Origin of the sequence: Streptomyces sp. NPDC048197 (assembly GCF_043202395.1) — a bacterium.
Taxonomy (GTDB): Bacteria; Actinomycetota; Actinomycetes; order Streptomycetales; family Streptomycetaceae; genus Streptomyces; species Streptomyces siderophoricus.
In genome coordinates this window covers 57175-82224 of sequence record NZ_JBIDAJ010000013.1, presented here as the reverse complement: position 1 = coordinate 82224, position 25050 = coordinate 57175, and the positions used below count along the sequence as shown (strand labels likewise).

At 70.8% G+C, this 25050-nt stretch carries 25 protein-coding genes; 17 read left to right on the top strand and 8 right to left on the bottom strand.

The window, feature by feature from the left end; genetic code table 11:
* Positions 1-71: 71 nt before the first annotated feature.
* Positions 72-1454, bottom strand: coding sequence for a glycine--tRNA ligase (locus ACGF4C_RS19085; protein ID WP_362144457.1), 1383 nt, complete (start codon positions 1452-1454; stop codon positions 72-74).
* A gap of 210 nt (positions 1455-1664) precedes the next feature.
* Between ACGF4C_RS19085 and ACGF4C_RS19080 the strand changes: the two genes are divergently transcribed.
* The 6 genes from ACGF4C_RS19080 to ACGF4C_RS19055 all read left to right on the top strand — a co-directional run bounded on the left by ACGF4C_RS19080 (position 1665) and on the right by ACGF4C_RS19055 (position 6469).
* Positions 1665-2627: a metal ABC transporter substrate-binding protein gene (locus ACGF4C_RS19080; protein WP_393567618.1), complete on the top strand. Its 963-nt coding sequence runs from the start codon at positions 1665-1667 to the stop codon at positions 2625-2627.
* Positions 2628-2679: 52 nt separating this feature from the next.
* The gene (locus ACGF4C_RS19075; protein ID WP_030808511.1) at positions 2680-3459 is read left to right on the top strand and encodes a metal ABC transporter ATP-binding protein; all 780 of its coding nucleotides are present in this window, start codon (positions 2680-2682) and stop codon (positions 3457-3459) included.
* Positions 3459-4358: a metal ABC transporter permease gene (locus ACGF4C_RS19070; protein WP_310729273.1), complete on the top strand. Its 900-nt coding sequence runs from the start codon at positions 3459-3461 to the stop codon at positions 4356-4358. The genes ACGF4C_RS19075 and ACGF4C_RS19070 overlap by 1 nt, the downstream gene beginning before the upstream one ends.
* Positions 4359-4459: 101 nt before the next feature.
* A complete protein-coding gene (locus ACGF4C_RS19065; RefSeq protein ID WP_030413701.1) occupies positions 4460-4888 on the top strand; it encodes a Fur family transcriptional regulator in 429 nt (142 codons plus the stop codon).
* A gap of 154 nt (positions 4889-5042) precedes the next feature.
* Positions 5043-5396: a WXG100 family type VII secretion target gene (locus ACGF4C_RS19060; RefSeq protein ID WP_030413702.1), complete on the top strand. Its 354-nt coding sequence runs from the start codon at positions 5043-5045 to the stop codon at positions 5394-5396.
* A gap of 29 nt (positions 5397-5425) precedes the next feature.
* Positions 5426-6469 (top strand): hypothetical protein, encoded by a 1044-nt coding sequence (locus ACGF4C_RS19055; RefSeq protein WP_393567616.1) that lies wholly within the window; start codon positions 5426-5428, stop codon positions 6467-6469.
* A 78-nt stretch (positions 6470-6547) separates the two neighbouring features.
* Here the strand turns inward: ACGF4C_RS19055 and ACGF4C_RS19050 are convergent, their stop codons facing one another.
* Together ACGF4C_RS19050 and recO are read right to left on the bottom strand one after the other, a co-directional pair.
* Positions 6548-7366 carry an isoprenyl transferase gene (locus tag ACGF4C_RS19050; RefSeq protein WP_201809548.1) on the bottom strand — a complete coding sequence of 273 codons (819 nt, stop codon included), beginning with the start codon at positions 7364-7366 and terminating at the stop codon, positions 6548-6550.
* A 103-nt stretch (positions 7367-7469) separates the two neighbouring features.
* Positions 7470-8216, bottom strand: coding sequence for a DNA repair protein RecO (gene recO, locus ACGF4C_RS19045; protein WP_261951561.1), 747 nt, complete (start codon positions 8214-8216; stop codon positions 7470-7472).
* Positions 8217-8698: 482 nt separating this feature from the next.
* Between recO and ACGF4C_RS19040 the strand changes: the two genes are divergently transcribed.
* The 7 genes from ACGF4C_RS19040 to ACGF4C_RS19010 all read left to right on the top strand — a co-directional run bounded on the left by ACGF4C_RS19040 (position 8699) and on the right by ACGF4C_RS19010 (position 14819).
* Complete coding sequence (locus tag ACGF4C_RS19040) at positions 8699-10159, top strand: ATP-binding protein (RefSeq protein ID WP_393567614.1); 1461 nt, start codon at positions 8699-8701, stop codon at positions 10157-10159.
* The gene (locus ACGF4C_RS19035) at positions 10156-10584 is read left to right on the top strand and encodes a roadblock/LC7 domain-containing protein (RefSeq protein WP_030413707.1); all 429 of its coding nucleotides are present in this window, start codon (positions 10156-10158) and stop codon (positions 10582-10584) included. The genes ACGF4C_RS19040 and ACGF4C_RS19035 overlap by 4 nt, the downstream gene beginning before the upstream one ends.
* Positions 10581-10943, top strand: a complete 363-nt coding sequence (locus tag ACGF4C_RS19030; RefSeq protein WP_393567612.1) for a DUF742 domain-containing protein — start codon at positions 10581-10583, stop codon at positions 10941-10943. The genes ACGF4C_RS19035 and ACGF4C_RS19030 overlap by 4 nt, the downstream gene beginning before the upstream one ends.
* Positions 10944-10977: 34 nt before the next feature.
* Entirely contained in the window at positions 10978-11556 is a 579-nt protein-coding gene (locus tag ACGF4C_RS19025; protein WP_078866169.1) for an ATP/GTP-binding protein, read from the top strand.
* On the top strand, positions 11553-13007 hold the full coding sequence (locus tag ACGF4C_RS19020) for a cytochrome P450 (RefSeq protein WP_393567610.1): 1455 nt from the start codon (positions 11553-11555) through the stop codon (positions 13005-13007). The genes ACGF4C_RS19025 and ACGF4C_RS19020 overlap by 4 nt, the downstream gene beginning before the upstream one ends.
* Positions 12923-14194 carry a cytochrome P450 gene (locus ACGF4C_RS19015; protein WP_393567608.1) on the top strand — a complete coding sequence of 424 codons (1272 nt, stop codon included), beginning with the start codon at positions 12923-12925 and terminating at the stop codon, positions 14192-14194. Before ACGF4C_RS19020 ends, ACGF4C_RS19015 begins: the two co-directional genes overlap by 85 nt.
* A 124-nt stretch (positions 14195-14318) precedes the next feature.
* A complete protein-coding gene (locus tag ACGF4C_RS19010) occupies positions 14319-14819 on the top strand; it encodes a hypothetical protein (RefSeq protein WP_393567607.1) in 501 nt (166 codons plus the stop codon).
* Between the two features lie 22 nt (positions 14820-14841).
* Here ACGF4C_RS19010 and ACGF4C_RS19005 read toward each other — a convergent pair whose 3' ends face one another.
* Both ACGF4C_RS19005 and leuA read right to left on the bottom strand, forming a co-directional pair.
* Complete coding sequence (locus ACGF4C_RS19005) at positions 14842-15552, bottom strand: TerB family tellurite resistance protein (RefSeq protein ID WP_393567605.1); 711 nt, start codon at positions 15550-15552, stop codon at positions 14842-14844.
* 208 nt (positions 15553-15760) lie between these two features.
* Complete coding sequence (gene leuA / locus ACGF4C_RS19000) at positions 15761-17524, bottom strand: 2-isopropylmalate synthase (RefSeq protein WP_393567603.1); 1764 nt, start codon at positions 17522-17524, stop codon at positions 15761-15763.
* A 287-nt stretch (positions 17525-17811) separates the two neighbouring features.
* Between leuA and ACGF4C_RS18995 the strand changes: the two genes are divergently transcribed.
* The 4 genes from ACGF4C_RS18995 to ACGF4C_RS18980 all read left to right on the top strand — a co-directional run bounded on the left by ACGF4C_RS18995 (position 17812) and on the right by ACGF4C_RS18980 (position 22250).
* Positions 17812-18921, top strand: coding sequence for a M4 family metallopeptidase (locus ACGF4C_RS18995; RefSeq protein WP_393567601.1), 1110 nt, complete (start codon positions 17812-17814; stop codon positions 18919-18921).
* Positions 18922-19126: 205 nt separating this feature from the next.
* A complete protein-coding gene (locus ACGF4C_RS18990) occupies positions 19127-19393 on the top strand; it encodes a protealysin inhibitor emfourin (protein WP_362144420.1) in 267 nt (88 codons plus the stop codon).
* A gap of 128 nt (positions 19394-19521) precedes the next feature.
* Positions 19522-20889, top strand: coding sequence for a GH1 family beta-glucosidase (locus tag ACGF4C_RS18985; protein WP_393567599.1), 1368 nt, complete (start codon positions 19522-19524; stop codon positions 20887-20889).
* Between the two features lie 77 nt (positions 20890-20966).
* A complete protein-coding gene (locus ACGF4C_RS18980; RefSeq protein ID WP_393567752.1) occupies positions 20967-22250 on the top strand; it encodes an MFS transporter in 1284 nt (427 codons plus the stop codon).
* 62 nt (positions 22251-22312) lie between these two features.
* Here the strand turns inward: ACGF4C_RS18980 and era are convergent, their stop codons facing one another.
* The 3 genes from era to ACGF4C_RS18965 form a co-directional block, all read right to left on the bottom strand.
* A complete protein-coding gene (gene era / locus ACGF4C_RS18975) occupies positions 22313-23251 on the bottom strand; it encodes a GTPase Era (RefSeq protein WP_030415191.1) in 939 nt (312 codons plus the stop codon).
* 53 nt (positions 23252-23304) lie between these two features.
* On the bottom strand, positions 23305-24309 hold the full coding sequence (locus ACGF4C_RS18970; protein ID WP_393567597.1) for an aldo/keto reductase: 1005 nt from the start codon (positions 24307-24309) through the stop codon (positions 23305-23307).
* A 260-nt stretch (positions 24310-24569) separates the two neighbouring features.
* The gene (locus tag ACGF4C_RS18965) at positions 24570-24929 is read right to left on the bottom strand and encodes a cytidine deaminase (RefSeq protein ID WP_037840377.1); all 360 of its coding nucleotides are present in this window, start codon (positions 24927-24929) and stop codon (positions 24570-24572) included.
* Positions 24930-25050: the final 121 nt, after the last annotated feature.

Here is a 25050-nt window from a genome sequence, read left to right as displayed (position 1 = left end):
CTAGCCAATGACCGACTCAGCAGCCAGCAGCTGTCTGGCGGCTGACTCAGCAGCTACCCGAGGTGCCGGACTCAGCAGCCCAGCAGGCGCGCCGCCAGGTAGGGCTGGATCTGGTCCAGGCTGACGCGCTCCTGCTTCATGGTGTCGCGCTCGCGGACGGTGACCGCGTTGTCGTCGAGGGTGTCGAAGTCGACGGTGACGCAGAACGGGGTGCCGATCTCGTCCTGGCGGCGGTAGCGGCGGCCGATGGCGCCCGCGTCGTCGAACTCGATGTTCCAGTTCTTCCGCAGGTCCGCGGCGAGACCCTTGGCCTTCGGGGAGAGCTGCGGGTTGCGGGACAGCGGCAGCACCGCGACCTTGACCGGCGCCAGGCGCGGGTCGAGGCGCATGACCGTGCGCTTCTCCATCTTGCCCTTGGCGTTGGGCGCCTCGTCCTCGACGTAGGCGTCGAGCATGAAGGCGAGCATCGCGCGGTTCACACCGGCCGCCGGCTCGATGACGTACGGGGTCCAGCGCTCGCCGGCCTCCTGGTCGAAGTACGACAGGTCCTGGCCGGACGCCTTGGAGTGCGCGCCGAGGTCGTAGTCGGTGCGGTTGGCCACGCCCTCCAGCTCGGAGAACTCGGTGCCGCCGAAGTTGAAGCGGTACTCGATGTCAGCGGTGCGCTTGGAGTAGTGGGAGAGCTTCTCCTTGGGGTGCTCGTACCACCGGATGTTCTCCTCCTGGATACCGAGGTCGCGGTACCAGTTCCAGCGCTGCTCCATCCAGTACTCGTGCCACTGCTCGTCCTCGCCCGGCTTGACGAAGAACTCCATCTCCATCTGCTCGAACTCGCGGGTGCGGAAGATGAAGTTGCCCGGAGTGATCTCGTTCCGGAAGGACTTGCCCATCTGCGCGATGCCGAACGGGGGCTTCTTGCGCGAGGTCTGCTGGACCTGGGCGAAGTTGGTGAAGATGCCCTGGGCGGTCTCGGGGCGCAGGTAGGCGACCGAGGCGGTGTCCTGGGACGGGCCGAGGTGGGTGGAGAGCAGGCCGGAGAACTGCTTGGGCTCGGTGAAGCCGCCCTTGTTGCCGCAGTGCGGGCAGTTGATGTCGGCGAGGCCGTTCTCGGGCAGCTTGCCGTGCTTGGCCTCGTACGCCTCCTCCAGGTGGTCGGCGCGGAAGCGCTTGTGGCAGGAGGTGCACTCGGTGAGCGGGTCCGTGAAGGTGGCGACGTGGCCGGACGCCTGCCACACCTCGGGCGCCAGGATCACCGACGAGTCGAGGCCGACGACGTCCTCGCGCGAGGTGACCATGGCGCGCCACCACTGCCGCTTGATGTTCTCCTTGAGCTCGACGCCCAGCGGACCGTAATCCCAGGCAGCCCGGGAGCCGCCGTAGATCTCACTGCAGGGGTAAACGAAGCCACGGCGCTTGCTCAGGCTGACGATGGTATCGATCTTGTCGGCGGCCACGGTGCTCTCTTCATTACGACGACGAACGATGAATTGGGCGGCGCCCTCGCGTCTCGTCGGGGGTGCAGGTCGCAAGACGGCCGGGCGAATAGTTCAGGGTACCGGCGGGCGCCGCCCCGGGACCAAATCGGTTCCCGGCCACTGTCGGCCCGCTCACACCGGCCCGAGGTTTATTGACAATCGTTTCCAGGTTTGTTGAAAATGAGTGTCATGAACATACGCCGTCACCTCACCACCGCCGCGGTCGCCGGAGCCGCGGGGCTCGGCCTGCTGGCCCTCTCCGCCTGCTCCCCCACCGCCAGTGGCAGGACGGCCGACGGCAAGCTGAGGGTGACAGCATCCTTCTATCCCATGGAATTCCTCGCCGCGCAGATCGGCGGGAAGCACGTCGAGGTGACCGACCTCACCAAGCCCGGCGTCGAGCCGCACGACCTGGAGCTCACCGCCAAGCAGACCGCCCAGCTCGGCGAGTCCGGCGCGGTCGTCTACCTCAAGGGCCTGCAGCCCGCGGTGGACGCGGCGGTCGCCCAGTCCGGCGTCAAGCACATCGCCGACGCCGCCGCGCTGACCTCCCTGGAGAAGCACGGCACCGAGGTCGACGGCCACCACCACACCACCGGCGACAATGCCTCGCACTCCGACTCCGAGGGCGGCAACGACCCGCACATCTGGCTCGACCCGGTGAAGTACGCCGAGGTCGCCAAGGGCGTCAACAAGACCCTCGCCAAGGCCGACCCGAAGCACCGGGCCGACTACCAGAAGAACACCGACGCCCTGGTGAAGAAGCTGACCGGGCTCGACGCGGAGTTCAAGGACGGCCTGAAGAACCGGGCGTCGGACACCTTCCTCACCACCCACGCGGCCTTCGGCTACCTCGCCGAGCGCTACGGCCTGACCGAGGAGGCCATCAGCGGCCTGGACCCCGAGTCCGAGCCCAGCGCGCACCGCATGAAGGCCCTGCACACCCTCGCCGCCGACCACCACCTCTCCACGGTCTTCTTCGAGACGATCGCCAATCCGGCCACCGCCAAGACCCTGGCCGGCGATCTCCACCTGCGGACCGACGTCCTGGACCCGCTCGAAGGGATCACCGCCAAGTCCCGCGGCACGGACTACTTCGGCGTGCAGCGCGCCAACCTCACGGCGCTGCAGAAGGCGCTCGGCAGCAAGTGAGCAGCAAGCGAACCGCACCGACCAGTCCGCCCCGCACCCCACGGAGGTCACCGTGAAAGAACCGCTCCCCGAGCCGGTCATCGACCTGCGCGGCGCCACCGCATCGCTGGGCGCCCGCCCCGTGCTGCGCGGCGTCGACCTGACGGTGCGCTCCGGCGAGGTCGTCGCGCTGCTCGGCGCGAACGGCTCCGGCAAGTCCACCGCCGTCCGGTCGGTGATCGGCCAGGTCCCGCTGAGCGGCGGCTCGCTGTCGCTGTTCGGCACGGAGTTCCGCCGCTTCAGGAACTGGGCCCGCATCGGATACGTCCCGCAGCGCACCACCGCGGCCGGCGGGGTGCCCGCCACCGTCCGCGAGGTCGTCACGGCCGGCCGGCTGGCCCGTACGAAGCTGGGTGTGCTGCGCAAGGCCGACCGGGCCGCGGTCCACCACGCACTGGAGCTGGTCGGCATGGCCGACCGCGCCAAGGACTCGGTCAACGCGCTCTCCGGCGGCCAGCACCAGCGGGTGCTGATAGCCCGGGCGCTGGCCGGCGAACCGGAACTGCTGATCATGGACGAGCCGATGGCCGGCGTCGACCTCGCCAGCCAGGAAGTGCTCGCCGCCGCCCTGCGCGAGCAGGTCGCCCGCGGCACCACCGTCCTGCTCGTGCTGCACGAGCTCGGCCCGTTGGAGCCGCTGATCGACCGCGCGGTGGTGCTGCGCGACGGCTGCGTCGTCCACGACGGCCCGCCGCCCGAGGCCGTGGGCCAGCACGCCCTCCCCGGCCACGACCATGTCCACCCGCACGCCGACGCGGCCGCGGAACCGATCCGGACGGGGTTGCTCACCTGATGGACATCCTGACCTACGCCTTCATGCAGCGGGCCCTGATCGCCGCCCTGATCGTCGGCGTCACCGCACCCGCCATCGGCATCTACCTCGTCCAGCGCCGCCAGGCCCTGATGGGCGACGGAATCGGCCATGTCGCGCTCACCGGCGTCGGACTGGGCTTCCTGCTCAACCAGAGCCCGGTCTGGGTCGCCACCGCCGTCGCCGTCGCCGGCTCGGTCGTCATGGAGCTGATCCGCTGGTACGGCAAGACCCGCGGCGACCTCGCGCTGGCCATGCTGTTCTACGGCGGTATGGCGGGCGGTGTGATGCTGATGAACCTCTCCGACGCCGGCTCCAACGCCAACCTCGGCACCTACCTCTTCGGCTCGATCACGACCGTCTCGCCGCAGGACATGACGACGATCTACGTGCTCGCCGCGCTGGTCCTGGCGATCACCGTCGGGCTGCGCCGCCAGCTGTTCGCGGTGTGCCAGGACGAGGAGTTCGCGCGGGTGACCGGCCTGCCGGTCCGGCTGCTGAACCTGCTGATCGCGGTGACCGCCGCGGTCACCGTCACCGTCGCGATGCGGGTGGTCGGCCTGCTGCTGGTCAGCGCCCTGATGGTGATCCCGGTCGCGGCCGCCCAGCAGATCAGCCGCAGCTTCGCGGTCACCTTCTCGGTGGCCGTCGCGATCGGTGTCGCGGTCACCCTTACGGGCACCACCACCTCGTACTACGTGGACGTCCCGTCCGGTGCCACGATCGTGCTCTTCGCCATCGGCCTGTTCGTCGTGCTGACCGCGCTCGCCACGCCGCTCGCGAAAAAGCGCGCCAGGGCTGCCGCACAGCCCGGTGCGGGGTGCACCCTGGAGGTACCCGCCGGTCGCACCGCCCCGGACGATGTGAGCGTGGCCGGATAGCCGCACGCCGGTAAGCGTCCCACCAGGGCGCCGGTCATCACCTGGCACAATGGCGGGACGCATGCGCAGGGGGAAGACCTGACGTCCTAAGGGAGGCAACGGTGGCGACGAGCGCGGGATCTCCGGTACGCGGCCGGTCGACGCGGCAGCGGACCGCGGTGTCCGCCGCACTCGACGAGGTGGACGAGTTCCGCAGTGCCCAGGAGCTGCACGACATGCTCAAGCACCGGGGCGACTCGGTCGGACTGACCACCGTCTACCGCACGCTGCAGTCGCTCGCCGACGCCGGCGAGGTCGACGTGCTGCGCACCAGCGAGGGCGAGGCGGTCTACCGCCGCTGCAGCACCGACGACCATCACCACCACCTGGTCTGCCGGAGCTGCGGCAAGGCCGTCGAGGTCGAGGGTCCCGCGGTGGAGAAGTGGGCCGACCAGATCGCCGCCGAGCACGGCTTCCGGGACGTGGCGCACACGATCGAGATCTTCGGTACCTGCGGCGAGTGCGCGGAGCGGACCGCCGAGGAGAAGTAGCCGACAGGAGCAGCAACTGCGCCGGGGCCGCCGCCGAGTTGATCGGGGCGGCCCTTCGTATGCCCGGCGGCAGAGCGCACGGATGACAGGTACACGCTGGTGGTAGCCTCGGTGGGCTATCGGCGCGGTGCTCGCGCCCACACGGGGGGTAGTAATGGGTCTCGGGGATCTCTGGGAAGACGGCAAGCAGCTCGTCGGCGACGTGGTCGAGGTCGGCAAGGACGTCATGATGGCGCCCGCCGAGATCGCGCACTGGGTGCTGACCCAGATGTTCGGCGGCGGCGACGCGGACCTGCAGAAGATCGCGGCCGAACTGGCCAAGCTCAGCAAGGAGCTGGACGGATTGACCAAGGAGGTCAATACCGCGCTCGGAAAGCTGACCTGGCACGGCCCGGCGTCGGACGCCTTCGTCGCCGTCGCGCACGGCCGCGTCAAGGAGATGAACAAGATCTCCGACGATCTCACCACGCTGGGCCAGGCCGTCACCCGGCTGTCCCAGGTCTACTGACGAGCCACGACGACACGGGGGTTGTACGGATGGCAGGCGACACGTTCGGTGTCGAGATGGCGGAGCTCAACACCATCGAGAAGGACTGGCGCTCGGCCGCCGAGAAGATGCTGGAGCTCCACCGGCGGCTGTGCGAGGTCAAGGACACCATGGCCACCGCGGCCAGCATCGACCTCGCGACCGCGCCGCTCGCGTCCCTTCCCGGCTTCGGCATCGCCTACCAGGTGCAGGCCGACGTCGAGGAGATCGCCGAGGTGAGCCGGCGCCTCGCCGCGGCCAAGTCCCAGCTGCTCGACGGGCTCGCGGCGGACGCCGACAAGATCAAGCAGGTCAAGGCCGAGTACGAGGCCAACGAGAAGAAGATCGAAGAAGACCTCAAGAAGATCAAGGACGGCAAGCACCACGACACGCCCAAGTCACCGCAGACCGGCTCGCACGGCGCCGGGTCCGGCTCCGGAGGCGGTGGCGGTGGCGGTGGTGGCGGCGGTGCCAGCGGCGGCGGCCACGGCGGTGGTGGTGGCGCCGGCGGTCCGGCCCCCTCCCAGGGTCACGGCGACGGCAAGTGGGAGACCAAGGGCGACTGGGACGCCTGGTCGCCGGGCAAGCACCACACCACCACCGGCGCCGGCGTGCAGGACGCCCCCGACACCTCCGGGCTCCCCAAGGAGCGCAAGGACATCATCGACCGGGCCCTGGAGCGGGTGAACCACCGCATCGGCTACAGCCAGTCGGCCACCACCAACGGCTACCGCGACGACTGCTCGGGCTTCGTCTCCGCCGCCTGGGGCCTCGAACCCCCGGGCCTCAACACCTACGGCCTGATGGGCGGCAACACCGCCCACGTGATCACCAAGGACGACCTGCAGCCGGGCGACGCCCTGATCGCCGGCGATCACACCGTCCTCTTCGGTGGCTGGGCCGACGAGGCCCACACCAAGTACATCGCCCTGGAGGACAACGGCTCCCAGGGCACCGTCTCGCACGTCATCCCGTACCCGTACTACTCGGGCGACGCGGCGCACGAGAGGTCGATCGGCCAGCCGTACGTGCCCTACCGCCGCAACGGCCTCTAGCCAGGGGCTTGAACGGCCCGTACGCGTACGGCCCGGCTTCCTGGAGCACAGGAAGCCGGGCCGCCCGCCCTCAGGCCGTCAGGTCGCGGACTCGCCCTCCGCCACCGGCGCGGCACCGAACCGCCGGTCCCGCTTGGCGTACTCCAGGCACGCGTCCCACAGGTTCCGCCGGTCGAAGTCCGGCCACAGGATGTCCTGGAAGACCATCTCGGCGTACGCGCTCTGCCAGATCAGGTAGTTCGAGGTGCGCTGCTCACCGGACGGCCGCACGAAGAGATCCACGTCCGGCATGTCCGGGTAGTACATGTACTTCGCGAGGGTCTTCTCGTTGACCTTCGACGGCTCCAGCTTCCCGGCCCGTACGTCCCGGGCGATCGCCGCCGCGGCGTCCGCGATCTCCGCCCGACCTCCGTAATTCACGCAGAAATACAGGGTCATCGCGTCATTGTTCTTGGTCTGCTCCTGGGCGATCTGGAGCTCCTGCACCACGGACTTCCACAGCTTCGGCATCCGGCCGACCCACCGGATGCGAATACCGAGCGCATCCATTTCGTCACGGCGCCGCCGGATGACATCGCGGTTGAAGTTCATCAGGAACTTGACCTCGTCCGGCGACCGCTTCCAGTTCTCGGTGGAAAAGGCGTAGAGCGAAAGGTTCTTCACGCCCATTTCCAGGCAGCCCTTGAGGACGTCCAGTACGACGCCCTCGCCGACCTTGTGCCCCTCGGTGCGCGGCAGGCCCCGCTCCTTCGCCCACCGGCCGTTGCCGTCCATGACCACGGCCACATGGTTCGGGACGAGCTCACCGGGGATCTTCGGCGGCCGCGCGCCGGAAGGGTGCGGCTCGGGCGTGACGTACTCGCGTCGGTTACGGCCCAGAATCCCGCGTCGTGCCATGCGGCCCACGTCTCCTATGTATCGCTGTGTCGCTGTGTCGCTGTGTCGCTTCGAGGATTGTCGTTGTGCGCGGGTGACCACTGCATCACCGCGCCTGCCTGCCCTACTGCTCTACATACCGCAGGGAACGCAGCCCCCGCTCCAGATGCCAGTGCAAATAGGCCGTGACCAGCCCACTGCCCTCCCGCGCATGGCGGGCCTCGCAGGCGTCCGCGGTCTCCCAGTCGCCGGTCAGCAGCGCGCTCAGGAGCCCGATGGCCTCCGAGGAGGGTACGACGCTCCCGGGCACCCGGCACTCACCGCATATCACCCCGCCCGACGCGACCGAGAAGAACCGGTTCGGGCCCGGCATCCCGCACCGTGCGCAACTGTCGAAGCTCGGCGCGTAACCGTTCACGGCCAGCGAGCGGAGCAGGAACGCGTCGAGCACGAGATGCGGCGCGTGCTCCCCGCGGGCCAGCGTCCGCAGCCCGCCGACCAGCAGCAGGTACTGCTGGACCGCCGGCTCGCCCTCGTGGTCGGTGAACCGCTCGGCGGTCTCCAGCATGGCCGTACCGGCGGTGTAGCGGGCGTAGTCCGTGACGATGCCGCCGCCGTACGCGGCGATCGTCTCGCTCTGCGTACAGAGCGGCAGCCCGCGCCCGACGAGCTCGCTGCCGCGGGCGTAGAACTGCACGTCCACGTGGGAGAACGGCTCCAGCCGCGCCCCGAACTTCGACTTCGTCCGCCGCACCCCCCGGGCCACGGCGCGGACCCGGCCGTGGCCGCGGGTGAGCAGCGTGATGATCCGGTCCGCCTCACCCAGCTTCTGGGTGCGCAGCACGATGCCGTCGTCGCGGAACAGACTCATGGCGCCCATTCTCGCGCATGCGCAGAGGGGGCTGACCGGCAGCACTTTTCGCAGTCGTGCGGTGACGCTCCGGGACCGCCCTGGGGTCGCCGGAGGCGTCGCTGCGCCTGGTCGGGCCGACGGCAGCGGGCTGCGGACGAGGCGCGAGTACGACCTGAGCTGAGCTCGGCGGGGCAGGAGCACCACCGCTTGGTCCGCTTTCATAGAGGCCGTCAAGAACGCGCGGTTCCGGGCCGCCTGACCGGCTTTCACCAAGGGCACACAACAGGCACACAGCGGCCCCGCCATCTGCCCTGGATGACAGGGCCGCATCACGTTATCGTCCGGTCATCGCGGGCGGAAGGTGACCTTCCGTACTTCTCAGTCGCCCCTTGGGATCGCACCTCACGGCACGTCAACTCCCCGGTAGCATCCCGTGATGATCGGCAGCACGTCGCCGTGATGGCCGGCCGACCCAGTCAGTACCCCACATGAGGATCTCGATGACATCCATACCGGAGGCGCTGTTGTGGTGCCTCAGCGCAGGTACGGCCGCCGCCGTGGTCCTGGCGGCGTTCTCGGTCCGGGCCAGCGGACAACGCAAGGCCCTGAGAGCGCGCCTGACCGCCGCTGAGGAACAGAACAGCGCCACGCTCCACAGCAATACGGAGCTGTCGGCCCGGCTGCGCGCCACCGAGGCCGAGATCCGGCACCTGGCCGGTACCCGGCTCCCGGACCTGACGATGGCGCTGGCCCATCCGCACGTACCGGTGCGCGGTCTGCTCGACGCCCGGTTTGCCGGGTCGGAGACCGACGAGGCGCTGGCCGCCGTACTGGAGCAGGTCGGCGAGGCCATCACCAAGGAGCGCACGCGGGTCGACGCGGCCGCCCAGTCGGCGCTCCGCGGCGCGACCACGACCATCCAGGCGCTGCTCTACCGGCTGCAGACGGCGCTGCAGGAGATGCAGCACCGCTACGACGACCCGGAGATCGCGCAGGACCTGCTGAACGCGGACTTCCTCAACGAGCAGGCGCTGCGGCGCGTGCAGGCCACCGGCGTCGTCTGCGGTGCCTGGCCGGGCCTGACCCGCGAGGACTCGTACCTGGCCGAGCTGGTCGTGGGCGCCATGTCCCGGCTGCGCGGCTACGAGCGGGTCCAGATCAGCAACCAGCTGCGCGACCCGGTCGCGGTGGTCGCGCGGGCCGTCGAGCCGATCGCGATCACCGTCACCGAGCTGCTGGCCAACGCGCTGCACCACTCGCACCGGGAGCTGCCGGTCACCATCACCCTCCAGCAGGGCAACCGCGGCGCCTCGGTGATCATCGACGACTACGGCGTCGGCATGCACGACGACGAGATCAAGGCGGCGATGGAGCTGCTGGCGGGCGACGGCGATCTGCTGCTGACCCAGCTCGGCGACCCGCCGCGGTCCGGTTTCGCCGCGGCCGGGCAGCTGGTGCGCCAGTACGGCTTCGGAGTGCACGTCGAGCCGTCGCCGTACGGCGGTGTGCGGGCCGTGGTGTACATCCCGGGTGACCCCCTCCTCACCGTCCTCGACGAGAGCGCCCAGCCCATGTCCGTGATGGCTCCGCTGCCGCACCGTTCCGGGATGACGGAACGATCCTCCTCCGCGCTGCCGACCGGGGCGGCGCCCTCCTCGGCAGCGTCCTCCGCCGGTCAGCCGGCTCCCGCCCCGGCCGCGCCGGCCGCCCCCGCGGCGCCCGCCGCGCCCGCCGTGCACGCCTCGTACGACGCGCCGGCCACCGAGGGCGAACTGCCGCGCCGGCGCCGCCGCAAGCCCGCGTCGGAGGCCGAACAGGCCCCGCGCACCGAACCGATTCCCCCGCGCTCCCCGGAGGAGACCGGATCCCGCTGGGCCGCCCTCCAGCGGGGCACCGAATCCGGCCGGGCAGCCGCCCAGTCAGAACCCCCTCGCAGTCCCGAAGGGAACGCCCAGTCATGAACAACCCCGCCCGCCGCCGTGTCGCCGAGGACAAGTCCTGGGTGCTGGCGCCGCTCTTGGAGTTGCCGCATGTTATCCACGCAGCCGTGATCTCCGGTGACGGCTTCATCGAGGGTGCCTCGCCGGGCCTCACCCGGGAGGCCGGCGAGGGTGTCGCCGCGATGATGTCCGCACTGCAGGGCGCCGCGCGCGCCGTCACCGCCGCGTTCGCCGAGAAGGACGACACCCGGCTGCGGCAGACCGTCATCGAGTCCGACGAGGGCTTCGTCTTCGCGATACCGGCCGGCGAGAACACCTGCCTGGCCGTCTTCGCCGACCCGGAGGTGAACATGGGAGTCGTCGCACACCACATGCAGATCCAGGTGACGACGCTGGGCAACAAGGTGATGAACAGCCCGGCCCGGGACCTCGGTAACCCGGCATGACGCCCCGCCAGAGCAGCGGCAGGCGCCTCGTCCCGGCCTACCTGGCCACCGGCGGACGCGCCCGCCCCAGCCGCAACACGTTGGACCGGCTCACCCTGCTGCACAGCGTGGGGATGCCGATCACCAGTGAGGTACGCCCGGAAGAGCACCGCATCCTTACGCTGCTGCAGCCCGGGGCGCTGTCTCTGGCCGAGGTCGCCGCCCACCTTCACCTGCCCGTCAGCGTGGTGAAGGTGCTGGTGGCCGACCTTGTCGATGCCGGGCGACTGCACGCCCGTGTCCCCATCCCCGAAGCCGAGCAATTCGACCGGCAGATTCTGGAGAGGGTTCTCGATGGACTCCGCTCTCTCAAGTCCTAGCAGCGCGACCGGTACGGGTACCGGCACCGGCAACATGTACCTCTCCGGCGAGCACCAGACCCTGGTCAAGCTGCTGGTCGCGGGTCCGTTCGGGGTCGGCAAGACGACGCTCATCCGGGCGCTGTCGGAGACCCCGCCGCTGCACACCGAAGAGGTCATGACCCAGTCCGGCGCGATCGTCGACGATCTCGCCGGCGTACGGGAGAAGACCACCACCACCGTCGCGATCGACTTCGGGCGGCTGACGCTGCCCGGGGACCTGGTGCTCTACCTGTTCGGCACGCCCGGGCAGAAGCGCTTCCGGCCCCTGTGGCAGGACATCGCCCGCGGTGCGCTGGGCGCCCTGGTCCTCGCGGACACCCGCCGGCTGGCGGACTCCTTCGAGGTGATGGACATCGTCGAGGAGGCCGGGCTGCGCTACGCGGTCGCGGTCAACACCTTCCCGGACGCGCCCCAGTACTCCGTCGAGAAGCTCCGCGAGGCACTCGACCTGCACCCCGAGACACCGCTGGTGCTGTGCGACGCCCGCGACCGCGACCAGTCCGTCGATGCGCTGATCGCGCTCGTCGGCCACGTTCTGGCCCACACTCCCGAGGAGAACCCGAACCCGTGACTTCCCCGCACCAGCCGGAAGAATGGGGTCTCCCCCGCCCGGGCGAAGCCGAGCGCCCGGGGTATCCGCCGCAGCAGGGCGCCGCGCCGCCACCGGGCTGCCCGGCGCACTCCGCGGTCCCGCCGCAGCAGGCCACGGGGTACCCGCAGGCCCGGCCCGACGCGCACGAGCCGGTGAAGCTCTACGGACCGGAGTTCGCCGCCGACCCGGGCTGCGTCTACGGCCGGCTGCGGCAGTACGGCGCGCTGGCGCCGGTCGAGATCGCGCCCGACGTGACCGCGATGCTGGTCACCGACTACCGCGCGGCCCTCGACCTGCTGCACGACGACTCGACCTGGTCGAAGGACTCCCGGGAGTGGATGCAGACCGTCCCGCCGGACTCCCCGATCCTGCCGATGCTGGGCTGGCGGCCGAACGTCTTCTACAGCGACGGGCCGGCGCACGTCCGCTACCGGGACGTCATCGTCGACAGCTTCAAGCTGGTGGAACCGCACGAGCTGCGGGCCCGTGTGCACCACGCCGCGGACACCCTGATCCAGCGGTTCGGCGCCCGCGGTGAGGTCGATCTGATCGCCGACTACGCGCGGCTGATCCCGCTGCTGATGTTCAACAACCTCTTCGGGCTGCCCGACTCCTACAGCGACCGGCTCATCGAGGCCCTCGCCGGGATGATCGAGGGCACCTCGCCCGAGGAGGCGGCGGCCGCCAACGAGGCGTACACCGCGTACATCATGGAGCTGGTCGGCTCGAAGAAGGCGCAGCGCGGCGCGGACCTGACCTCGTGGTTCATGGACCACCCCAACGGGCTGACCGACGAGGAGCTCATCCACAACATCATCCTGGTGATGGGCGCGGGCAACGAACCGCTCGCCAACCTCATCGGCAACGCGCTGTCGCGGATGCTCTCCGACGACCGCTACTACAACACCCTCACCGGTGGCGCCCTGACCCCGCAGGACGCCATCAACGAGGTGCTGTGGAACGACCCGCCGCTGACCAACTACTCCGCCCACTTCCCGGTCCGCGACGTCTTCTTCCACGGCACCTGGGTGCGCCGGGGGCAGCTGGTGATGGTGTCGTACGCGGCCGCCAACAGCCAGTTCGACACCACCTCGCTGGACGTGCCGGGCTCGGGCGGCGGTTCGCACCTGTCCTGGGCGGCCGGACCGCACGCCTGCCCGGTGAAGCGGCACGCACTGCTGATCGCCACCACCGCGATCGAGCGGCTCACCGCATGGCTCTCCGACATCGAACTCGCCGTTCCCGCCGGCGAGTTGGAGTGGCGGCACGGCGCCTTCCACCGGGCCCTGGTCGCGCTGCCGGCCCGCTTCTCCCCCATCACCCCCGACCAGGCAGGAGCCACTCCATGGCACAACAGGGACAGCAGCCCTACGTCATCGACCCGGTCGGAAGCGACATCCACGGGGAGGCAGCCCGCCTCCGCGCGATAGGCCCGGCGGCCCGGATCGAACTGCCCGGCGGCATCGAGGCCTGGGCGGTCACCGGCCACGCCCTGCTCAAGTCGCTGCTGACCGACGACCGGGTCTCCAAGAACCCCCGCGAGCACTGGCCGGCCTGGCAGCGCGAGGAGATCCGCAGCAGCTGGCTGCAGTCGTGGATCGGCGTCACCAACATGTTCACCGCGTACGGCCCGGACCACCGGCGGCTGCGCAAGCTGATCGCGCCGGCGTTCACGGCCCGCCGTACGGACGCCATGCTGCCGCGCGTCGAGCGGATCACCCAGGCCTTACTGGACGATCTCGCCGGCCGCCCGGCCGGCTCGGTCGTGGACCTGCGCGAGGTGTTCACCCACCCGCTGCCCATGCAGGTCATCTGCGAGCTCTTCGGCTTCCCGGAGGGCGAGCCGCGCGCCGAACTCGCCCGGCTGGTCGAGGCGATCATGGACACCACCGCCACGCCGGAACAGGCCGGTGCCACCGCCGCGGCCGTGCACACCCTGCTGACCGGCCTGGTCACCGCCAAGCGCGAGGCACCGGCGGACGACCTCACCAGCCTGCTGGTCTCCGCCCGGGACGACGACGGCGAGCGGATGACCGAGCAGGAGCTCCTGGACACCCTGCTGCTGGTCATCGGCGCCGGGCACGAGACCACCGTCGACCTCATCGGCAACGCGGTGACGGCCCTGCTCACCCACCCCGAACAGCGGGAGCTGGTGCTGTCGGGCCAGGTGCCGTGGAGCGACGTGATCGAGGAGACGCTGCGCTGGGCCCCCAGCATCGCGAGCCTGCCGCTGCGCTTCGCGGTGGAGGACATCGAGCTGCCGGACGGGATCACCATCCGCAAGGGCGACGCGATCCTCCCCGGGTACGCCGGTGCCGGCCGCGACCCGGAGTTCCACGGCCCCGGGGCGGACACGTTCGACGTCCGGCGCGGCGTCCAGGAGCACCTGGCCTTCGGCCACGGCGTGCACCACTGCCTCGGTGCCCCGCTGGCCCGTATGGAGGCCCGGATCGCCCTCCCGGCGCTCTTCGCCCGCTTCCCCGACCTCCAACTCGCCGTAACCGCCGAGGAGTTGCAGCCCGCGGGCGGCTTCATCTCGGGCGGCCTGCGGGGGCTTCCGGTGCGTCTGACGCCGGCCGAGGCCGCGACGTCGGCTCCGGCTGCGGCGGGCGCGTAACCGCCCCTGGCACCCGGCGCGTCCGGCCCCCGTCACCGCCCCGGCGGCGACGGGGGCCGCAACCTTCTCGTCCCCTCACCGGTCGGTAACGGCAACCGCCTCCGGATCGAGAGGGACCTTCCCGATGAAGCTCCGCCGCGCCCTGACGGCCGTCCTCGCCACGGCCCTGCTGACCCCCGCCGCCCTGCTGACCACCCCGGCCGCCGCCGCGACCGGAACACCGGGGGTGAGCACCGAACTCCTGGACCTCCCCCGCACCGTGGCCGTCGGCTCCGGCTGGCACGGCTTCGCCGATCTCGTCCGCAACACCACGAACGGCACGCTGCCGGCCGTCACCCTCTCGCTCACCGGCACCGCGCCGGTCACCGTCCAGTTCTTCGACAACGCGGCGGGCGGCACCTGGCACACCGTCGACCTGCGCAAGGGACGGTTCCTCCGCTACGCCGACCTCATGCCGGGCGAGTACCTGAGCAAGCCCATGCGCCTGAAGCTCAAGGCGGGCGCCCGTCCGGGCAGTCGTGCCACCCTCACCGCCCTCGCCACCTTCTGCGACGACCACGGCAGATGCGGTGTCTCGGCACCGAAGTCCTACGCGATCAAGATCACCGCGAAGGGCACCCGTTAGGAACGGCCGGAGGTCCCCGGCCCTAGGAGGGCGTGCGGGCCGCCGCGGCGAGCAGCCGCTCGGTGTCCGCCGGGCCCAGGGTCAGCGCCCCGCCGACCGTGGTGAGCACCTCGCGCTCCGCGGGCGTGTAGGCGCCGTCCGCGAGGGCGATCCGGGCGCCCTGGAGGAGCAGCGACTCCCGCCCGGCGGGCGCGAGATGCGGGGCGAGCGGCTCCAGGGCCTCGTGCAGCTCTATCGCCAGCGCGGTGCCGCACGGGTCGAGGCCGGCATGGCCGCAGTGGCCGCCGGTCACCGCGTCGTAGGTGCCGGTGAGCCGCCCGGTGTCGGCGGCGAGGGCCGCGAGGAGGGTCAGCAGCTGGTCCTCGGAACAGTCCGGGAAGCCGGCCGTCCGGACGGCGTCCACGGCGGTCTCCCGGACCGCGCGGGACGAGGTCCCGCCGGCGGCCAGCAGCGCGAGCGTGACGGTGTGGACGGCGTCCCGCAGCATCGCGGAGAAGCGGACGGTGGTGGGGTGGTCGAGGGCGTCCAGGCCGAAGCGGCCGTGGCAGGCGGAGCACTCCAGGACCGGGCCGGTGTGGCCGCGGGAGAGGAGCGGGACGCCGAGGAGGGTGAGGCGGCGGTGGCCGGTGCGTCGGAGGTAGTTGCGGTCGCCGCCGCAGGCCGGACAGAAGAACTCGCCGTCGGCGACGGTACGCCAGGACGTGCGCACTCCCATCACACACACCTTGTGCATTCCGTCAGCCTCCGTAACTCCCCGTTGCCGTCCCGGCACAGGAGAGACCCCCACGCCACCGTCGCCGTGTTGGACGTGATGTTAGCCACATCATTGATGCGCCGTCAGCACCTCGTATCGGACAACTACGGCTCGGCGGCACGCCAGAAGCACTGGCGCGCCGCCGAAATGGCCGAAATCGCGGGGCCGGGCGCAGGGCCGCGGAGGCTCAGCGGCCGGCGCGATTCACGGCGGAGACCACGGCCTTCAGCGAGGCGCGGGTGGTGTTCGCGTCGATGCCGATGCCCCACAGGACCTTGTCACCGATCGCGCACTCGATGTACGAGGCGGCCTGCGCGGAGGCGCCCTCGCTCATCGTGTGCTCCTGGTAGTCCAGCAGCCGTACGTCCACGCCGATGCCCTGCAGGGCGTCGAAGAACGCGGAGATCGGGCCGTTGCCGGACCCGGTCAGCACGGTGTCCCGGCCGTCCACGACCGCCTCGACGGTGAGCGCGTCGATGCCGTCCCGGTCCGTCGTGGTCTGGCCGTTCTTGACCTGGATGCGGCCCCACGGGTTCGCGGGGTTGGGCAGGTACTCGTCCTGGAAGGCGGACCAGATGGCGGCCGGCGTGACCTCGCCGCCCTCGGCGTCGGTCTTCTCCTGGATGATCCGGGAGAACTCGATCTGCATCCGGCGCGGCAGGTCCAGCTTGTGGTCGTTCTTCAGGACGTAGGCGATACCGCCCTTGCCGGACTGCGAGTTGACGCGGATGACGGCCTCGTAGGAGCGGCCGACGTCCTTCGGGTCGATGGGCAGGTACGGCACCGCCCACTCGATGTCGTCCACGGTCTTGCCGGCGGCGGCCGCCTCGGCCTCCATGGCGTCGAAGCCCTTCTTGATGGCGTCCTGGTGGGAGCCGGAGAAGGCGGTGTAGACCAGGTCGCCCGCGTAGGGGTGGCGCGGGTGGACCTCCATCTGGTTGCAGTACTCGCTGGTCCGGCGGATCTCGTCGATCTGCGAGAAGTCGATCTGCGGGTCGACGCCCTGGCTGAAGAGGTTCATGCCCAGGGTCACCAGGTCGACGTTGCCGGTCCGCTCGCCCTGCCCGAACAGGCAGCCCTCGATGCGGTCGGCGCCCGCCATGATCGCCAGCTCGGCGGCGGCCACGGCCGTCCCCCGGTCGTTGTGCGGGTGGACGCTCAGGCAGACGTACTCGCGCCGGGTCAGGTGGCGGGCCATCCACTCGAACCGGTCCGCGTGCGTGGACGGCGTCGAACGCTCCACCGTGGCGGGCAGGTTGAGGATGATCTCGCGGCCCTCCTCGGGACGCCAGACGTCGCAGACCGCCTCGCAGACCTCCAGGGCGAAGTCCAGCTCGGTGTCGGTGAAGATCTCCGGGCTGTACTGGTAGCCGAAGACCGTCTCGTCGCCGAGGATCTTCTCCGCGTACTCCATCACCAGCCGGGTGCCGTCCACGGCGATCTGCTTGATGTCGTCCTTGGAGCCGCGGAAGACCACCCGGCGGAAGGTCGGCGCGGTCGCGTTGTACAGGTGGACGGTGGCGCGCTTGGCGCCGCGCAGCGACTCGACGGTCCGCTCGATCAGGTCCTCGCGGGCCTGCGTCAGCACCGAGATCGTGACGTCGTCGGGGATCGCGCCCTCTTCGATGATCGACCGTACGAAGTTGAAGTCGGTCTCGCCGGACGACGGGAACCCGACCTCGATCTCCTTGTAGCCCATGCGCACCAGCAGGTCGAACATCTCGCGCTTGCGGGCCGGCGACATCGGGTCGATCAGCGCCTGGTTGCCGTCCCGCAGGTCGGTGGAGAGCCAGCGCGGCGCCTTGGTGATCCGGTTGTCCGGCCAGGTCCGGTCCGGCAGGTCCACGGCCTCGTACGGGCCGTACTTGTGGATCGGCATCCCGGAGGGCCGCTGGGTGACGGTCGCGGCGGTGATGGGCGTGGGGCGACCGACGGAGATTTCGGAGGTCATTGCGCGGGGCTCCTGTCGAAGACTTTCGACGGCCGACGGTGGGCAACACCGGACTCCGCGGGGAGGGGGTCGGCCTCGACTACAGGCCCTCGCCGCGGCAGCTAAGGAGAAGCAGCCCGTAACGCATGATGCTCAGCACCCTAACCGAGGTACGCCCTGAGTGGCGGTCGCGTATCAGTATGCGGGACCGGGCCGGACGTTACGCCATAAATGCGACGAACCACACATATGCAGGAATCTCCAGCGCAAGCAGTGACACCCGCACTACACAGTGCCACCGTTTGTCCATGGACCTCAACACGGACCCCAGCAACGACCGGACCTCGAAGGCCACCGGCCCGACCGTCCCCGGCGACCCCGTCTTCTGCACGATCATCCCGCCGCACATCCTCGACAACCTCGCGCAGTCGGACGACCCGGCCCACTTCGAGCCGGCCCGCCGCACCCTGGAGCACGACGGCGCCCACCGCATCCTCCGCAGGACCCGGGCCGCTCAGGCCGTCGCCCCGCAGGAGGCCCGGGCCTCCGCCGACAAGCCGACCCGCACCATCTACAACGCCGGCCACCGGGAGAACCTCCCCGGCACCAAGGTCCACTCCGAGTCCGACGGACCCTCCCGCGACGCCTCGGTCAACCGCGCCCACGCCGGACTGGGCGCGACCTTCGACTTCTACCTGAAGACGTACCACCGCAAGTCCATCGACGGCGCCGGCCTGGCACTCGACGCGACCGTCCACTACGGCCAGAAGTACGACAACGCCTTCTGGGACGGCGAGCGGATGGTCTTCGGCGACGGCGACGGCGACCTCTTCAAGGACTTCACCATCCCCGTCGACGTCATCGGCCACGAGCTGACCCACGGCGTCACCCAGTACACCGCCAACCTCGACTACCACGGCCAGTCCGGCGCCCTCAACGAGTCCGTCTCCGACGTCTTCGGCTCCCTGATCAAGCAGTACGCCCTCGGCCAGACCGCCGACCAGGCCGACTGGCTGATCGGCGCCGACCTGCTCGGCCCCAACGTCACCGGCAAGGCCCTGCGCTCCATGAAGGCGCCCGGTACGGCCTATGACGACGACGTCCTGGGCAAGGACCCGCAGCCGGCCACCATGGAGGGCTACGTCAAGACCACCGACGACAACGGCGGCGTCCACATCAACTCCGGCATCCCCAACCACGCCTTCTACCTCTTCGCCAGCAAGCTCGGCGGCAAGGCGTGGGAGCGGGCCGGCCAGGTCTGGTACGACGTCCTGACCGGCGGCGAACTGCCCAAGGCCGCCACGTTCGCCGACTTCGCCAAGCTCACGATCAAGGCCGCCCAGGCCCGCTTCGGCACCGGCGACGAACACGAGGCCGTGGTCAAGGCCTGGTCGCAGGTCGGCCTCTCGCCGAAGTGACGACATAACGACTCGAGAGGGCCGCATCTCGGCGCGGCGGGAAGTGACCGGCGTACCTCGGGGGTGTGCCGGTTACCCGAAAGAACGGGAGCGGTGTACGGGCGCCGGCGACCAGCAGGCGCCCACCCCCCGCCCCCGACTACCGTGGCCATATGGCCCCCCAAACGGGGAAGAAGTCCGTCGCAGGACGTCGGAGGAGCCCGTTATGCGCATTCACGTTCACCGCACCGGCGGCTTCGCGGCCATCGACCGCCGGGCCGAGATCGACACCGCGGGGCGCGACGACTCCGGCGAGTGGCAGTCGCTCGCCGAACGCGCCCTCGCCACCGCCCGCACCGAACCCCCCGTCGGCGTCCCCGACGGCTTCAGCTACCAGATCACCGTCGACGGCCGCACGGTGTACCTCTCCGACCCCCGCCTCACGGACGACCAGCGGACCTTGATCACGAGGGTGATGAAGGAAGGGGCGTAGGCGGTCGCGCAGGGCCGCCGACAAGGGACGCAGCGCTGCGGTGCCGGCGAGGCATCGCCGGCTGCCCGCCAACTCCCTTACGTGCCCTGCCCCTTGACACTGTTACCGCCGGTTACGAAGATCCCGGCATGACTGCCGTGCCGGAGTTCCCCAGGCCCCTGCCGCGCTTCCCGGAGGATTTTCTGTGGGGGGTGTCGACGTCCGCCGCACAGATCGAAGGCGCGGTGGACGAAGGGGGGCGCGCCACCTCGACATGGGACGTTTTCACCGCGCAGAGCGGGCGGATCAAGGACGGCTCGAATGCCCGGGTGGCGACCGATCATTACCACCGCTATCCCGAGGACGTGCGGCTGCTCAAGGAACTCGGGGTCGGCGCATACCGGTTTTCGGTGGCCTGGCCGCGGGTGGTGCCGGACGGGCGAGGGGCGGTGAATGCGGCCGGGCTGGATTTCTACGACCGGCTGGTCGATGCCTTGCTGGCGGCCGGAATCGCGCCGGTGCCGACGCTTTTCCACTGGGACACCCCGCAGGTCGTGGAGGACGGCGGGGGCTGGCTCGTACGGGAAACGGCACAGTGGTTCGCCGCGTACGCCGATGCCGTGGCGGCGCGGCTCGGGGACCGGGTGGAGCGGTGGATCACGCTCAATGAGCCGGCGGAACTGACGCTGCTGGGCTACGGGCTGGGGCAGCACGCGCCGGGGCGGGAATTACTGTTCGGCGCGTTGCCGGCAGCACACCACCAGCTGCTGGGGCACGGCCTGGCGGTGCAGGCATTGCGGGCCCGGGGCGCCCGGTCCATCGGGATCGCGAATTCCCACGGGCCGACCTGGGCGGCCTCCGACGCGGAAGAAGACCGTACGGCGGCGGATTTCTACGACCTGCTGCTGAACCGGATGTTCGCGGACCCGATCCTGCTGGGCCGCTATCCGGACGACGACGTGGCGGAGCTGCTGCCGGGAAATATCGACGACGACCTGAAGGTGATCTCCGCGCCGCTGGACTGGTACGGGATCAATTACTACCAGCCGTCACTGGTGGGACGGCCGAAGGGCGAGGCGACAGAAGTCGGCGGAACCCGCATACCCGAGGGGCTGCCTTTCGCACCCCGTGACATCGAGGGATATCCCCGGACCGATTTCGGGTGGGCGGTGGTTCCGGAGGGACTGACCGAATTGCTGGTCGGATTCCGCGAACGGTACGGAAAACGGCTACCGCCGATCATGATCACCGAGAACGGCTGCTCGTACGAGGGCATCGAGGACGGGGAGCGGATCGCCTATCTGGACGGCCATCTGCGGGCCCTGCACACCGCCATGGCGGCGGGGGTGGACGTCCGGGGATATTTCGTCTGGTCCTTGCTGGACAACTTCGAATGGGCGGAGGGGTACGCGCGGCGCTTCGGGCTCGTGCACGTCGACTACGCGACGCTGACGCGGACCCCGAAGTCCTCGTACCACTGGTTCCGCGAGGTGCTCCGGGAGCAGGCGGGCGGGTGAGCCGGGCCACGGGGGCGGACGGCGGAGGCCGGGTGGGCCGGACGGGCCGGGCGACGGAGGCGAGCGGGCGCGGTCCGGTGGGCCGGCGTGCCGGAGCGGCCCGGTGGCGGAGCCGGGTCGCGGCGCCGGATCCGCTGGCCGAGCCGTCCGCGCCGGTCGGGTCCGGGTGGACCGCGTCCCTGGCGCTGGCCAACGGGGCGATCTGGGCGGGCTGGTACGGGCCGCTGCAAATACTGCTCGCCTGGCAGGCGGCGGAGGTGGCGGCACCGGCCGCCGGTATGCCCAAGGAATCCGTGCTGGCCTGGGTGACCGGCGTGGGGGCCGCCGTCTCCCTGGTGGCCAATACCCTCTTCGGCGCGCTGTCGGACCGTACGACCTCCCGTTACGGGCGGCGAACTCCCTGGATCGTGGCGGGAGTTGTCGCGGGCGCCGCCGCGCTGGCGGCACTGGCGGCAGCCCGTACGGTCCTGGCGATGGCGCTGGCCTGGGGTGCCGTACAGCTCGCGCTCAACGCGGCGTTCGCGGCGATCACCGCCGCCGTGCCCGACCGGGTGCCGCACCGGCAGCGGGGAGCGGTGGGCGGCTGGCTGGGCGCCGCGCAGATCCTGGGGGTGGTGGCGGGTACCGGCCTGGCGACCGTCGCGGGCGGGCTCGGGGCCGGCTATCTGGCCTGCGCCGGGTTCGTGGTGCTGGGCACCCTGCCGTACGTGCTGGGGCACCGGGACGCGGTGCTGCCGGCCGAGCGACGGCCGGAGATGTCCTGGCGCGCCCTGGTCACCGGCTTCTGGATCAGCCCGCGGCGCCATCCGGACCTGGGCTGGGCCTGGCTGACCCGGTTCCTGATCAACCTGGGCAACGCGCTGGCGCTGCTCTACCTGCTGTACTACCTGCGCGATGTGCTGCGGCGGGCCGACCCGGACGGCGGGGTGCTGGTGCTCACCGCCGTGAACGGCGTGACGCTGCTGACCACGGTCGTCGTCGGCGGGATCTGGTCCGACCGGATCGGGCGGCGGCAGCCGTTCGTCCTGGGCGCCGGGGTGATCATGACGGTGGCCACCGCGCTGCTCGCCGTCTGGCAGACCTGGCCGGGCGCCCTGTGCGCCGCGGCGCTGCTCGGCATCGGATTCGGGGTCTTCACGTCCGTCGACCTCGCACTGATGATGGACGTCCTGCCGGCCGCGGCCCATCGCGGCAAGGACCTCGGCGTCATCAACATCGCCAACTCCCTGCCCCAGGTGGCCGCCCCGGCCCTGGCCGCACCCCTCGTACACCTCGGCGGCTACCGGACGCTGTACGCCGTGGCAGCAGCGATCGGCCTGCTGGGAGCGCTGCTGGTACGGCGGATTCGGGGGGTGGGGTGAGGGGGCGGGGCGGGGGATATTCCCTGCGCCCGCCGGCGGTCCGGCTCGCGTCGCGCGGCGAACTAGAAGCCCAGCTTCCGCAGTTGCTTCGGGTCGCGCTGCCAGTCCTTGGCGACCTTGACGTGCAGGTCGAGGAAGACCGGTGTGCCGAGAAGTGCCTCGATGTGCTTGCGCGACTTGGTGCCGACCTCCTTCAGGCGCTTGCCCTTGGGGCCGATGATGATGCCCTTCTGGCTGGGGCGCTCGATGTAGACGTTGGCGTGCACGTCCAGGAGCGGCTTGTCGGCGGGGCGGTCCGCGCGCGGGAGCATCTCCTCGACGACGACGGCGATGGAGTGCGGCAGCTCGTCGCGGACGCCCTCCAGCGCGGCCTCGCGGATCAGCTCGGCCACCATGACCTGCTCGGGCTCGTCGGTGAGGTCGCCCTCGGGGTAGAGCGCCGGGCCCTCGGGCAGCAGCGGCACCAGCAGATCGGCGAGCAGGGAGACCTGGGTGTCGCCCACCGCCGAGACCGGGATGATCTCGGCCCACTCGATGCCCAGTTCCTTGCCGAGCTGGTCGATGGCGATCAGCTGGGCGGCCAGCGTCTTGGAGTCGACCAGGTCGGTCTTGGTGACGATGGCGACCTTGGGGGTCTTCTTGATCTCGGCCAGCTCACCGGCGATGTACCGGTCGCCGGGGCCGATCTTCTGGTCCGCGGGCAGGCAGAAGCCGATCACGTCGACCTCGGACCAGGTGGTGCGGACGACGTCGTTGAGCCGCTCGCCGAGCAGGGTGCGCGGCTTGTGCAGGCCCGGGGTGTCGACGAGGACCAGCTGGGCCTCGGGGCGGTGCACGATGCCGCGGACCGTGTGCCGGGTGGTCTGCGGGCGGTTGGAGGTGATCGCCACCTTCGTACCCACGAGAGCGTTCGTAAGGGTCGACTTGCCCGCATTGGGGCGGCCGACGAAGCAGGCGAAGCCGGCCCGGTGGGCGGCGGAGGAGTCTGTACGAACGCTCATGGCGCCCATTCTCCCCGATCCCGGACGCCACTCCGACCATCCGGGCCGGACGCTCAGTCGACGACCGCCGCCGTGCCCTCGAACGTGGTGTCCTTCAGCGCGGCATCGATCCGGGCGAGGGCGTCGGCGGACAGGGCGATCCGGGCGGCGGCGAGGTTCTCCGCGATGTGCGCCGGGGTGCGGCTGCCGGGGATCGGCACGACGTGCTCGTCCTGGTGCAGCAGCCAGGACAGCGCCAGCTGGCCGGAGGAGATGCCGAGGTCCTCGGCGAGGCCCCGGATAGGCGCGAAGCGGTCCTGGTTGGCCTTGAGGTTGGCGGCGTCGAAGCGCGGCAGATGGCGGCGGAAGTCGTCCCCGGCGACCTGCTGGACGGTGCCGGTGAGGAACCCGCTGCCCAACGGACTCCAGGCGACGATGCCCACGCCCAGTTCGCGGGCGGTGGCGAGCAGCTCGGCGTCGATGGGCTGCCACATCGACCACTGGACCTGGACGGCGGCCACCGGGCGGACCGCGTGCGCGCGCCGCAGCTGGTCGGCGGTCACATTGGACAGGCCCAGGTGACGGACCAGACCGGCGTCGATCAGCTCGGCGACGGCACCGACGGTGTCCTCGAACGGAACCTGCGGGTCCGGGTAGTGCGGGTAGTAGAGGTCGATGACCTCGGTCCGCAGATTGCGCAGCGATGCCTCGGCGTAGCCGCGTACGTGCCGGGGGTCGGCATTCACGGCCAGTTCGCCGAAGCCGTAGTTGACCGGGAAGGGGTGCGGTGCGACGCCCTCGGGGAGCCGGAAGCCGAACTTGGTCGCGAGCACGACCTCGTCGCGGCGGCCGCGCAACGCCCGGCCGATCAGCTGCTCGTTGTGGCCGTCGGGGCCGTAGCCGTCCGCGGTGTCGATCAGGGTGGCGCCCTCGTCGAGGGCGGAGAGCAGGGCGGTGGTGCCGCGCTGCTCGTCGGTCTCGCCGTAGACGCCGGGCGAGAGGACCATCGCGCCGAAGCCGATGGCGGAGCTGGTGAGGCCGCCCAGGGTGCGGGCGGGGAGGGCGGTTGCGGCGGTCACGGCGGGCTCCTGGTGGGCGCGGGCCGGCGACGGGGCCGGCGACGGCTGCTGACACCCCTGATCCTTGCCGCCCCGGCCCGGACACGTCCAAGACGTACGGTGATAGCCGACGGTTATGGACCGCCCATGATGATGGACCGTCGACGGTTACGGACCGCGGACCGCGGATGGTTGTGCCCTGCCGATCGTTATCGCCTGGCCGCCCGGGAGGGGCCATGGCGGGAGCCCTCCCCCACGCTCCACGGTCCGGTGCGCCCGGGTTACGCCTCGCCCGCCGGGACCGTGGTGCGCAGGGTGCCGTCGAGGCCCGCGACGAGGACCGGCGTCCCGGGGCCGCCGAGGTCCCGGACGGCCGCGCGGTCCGCGTCCGTGGCGCGCTCGGCGTCGGTGACCACGGCTGCCGCCTCAAGTGACGTGGCGCCGCTGGCGACCGCCATCGCCACGGCCGTCTGCAGGGCGCTGAGCTGCAACGAGTCCAGCGCGACGGTGCCGGCGACGTACGTGCGGCCGGTCTCGTCGCGTACGGCGGCGCCCTCGGGCACGCCGTTACGGGCCCGCGCCGAGCGCGCGAGCGTGATGATCTTGCGGTCTTCGGGGTCCAGCGGTGCGGCTTCGGTCATACCGGCGAGCATATGCGCCGGCCCCGCGACGTGAGGAAGAAGGTGGCTGCCCCGGTCCCCCGTGCCGGGGCAACCTGCGCGGCAAGATCTCTCGGACGATTTCTCTCCCGCAGGACGGCCG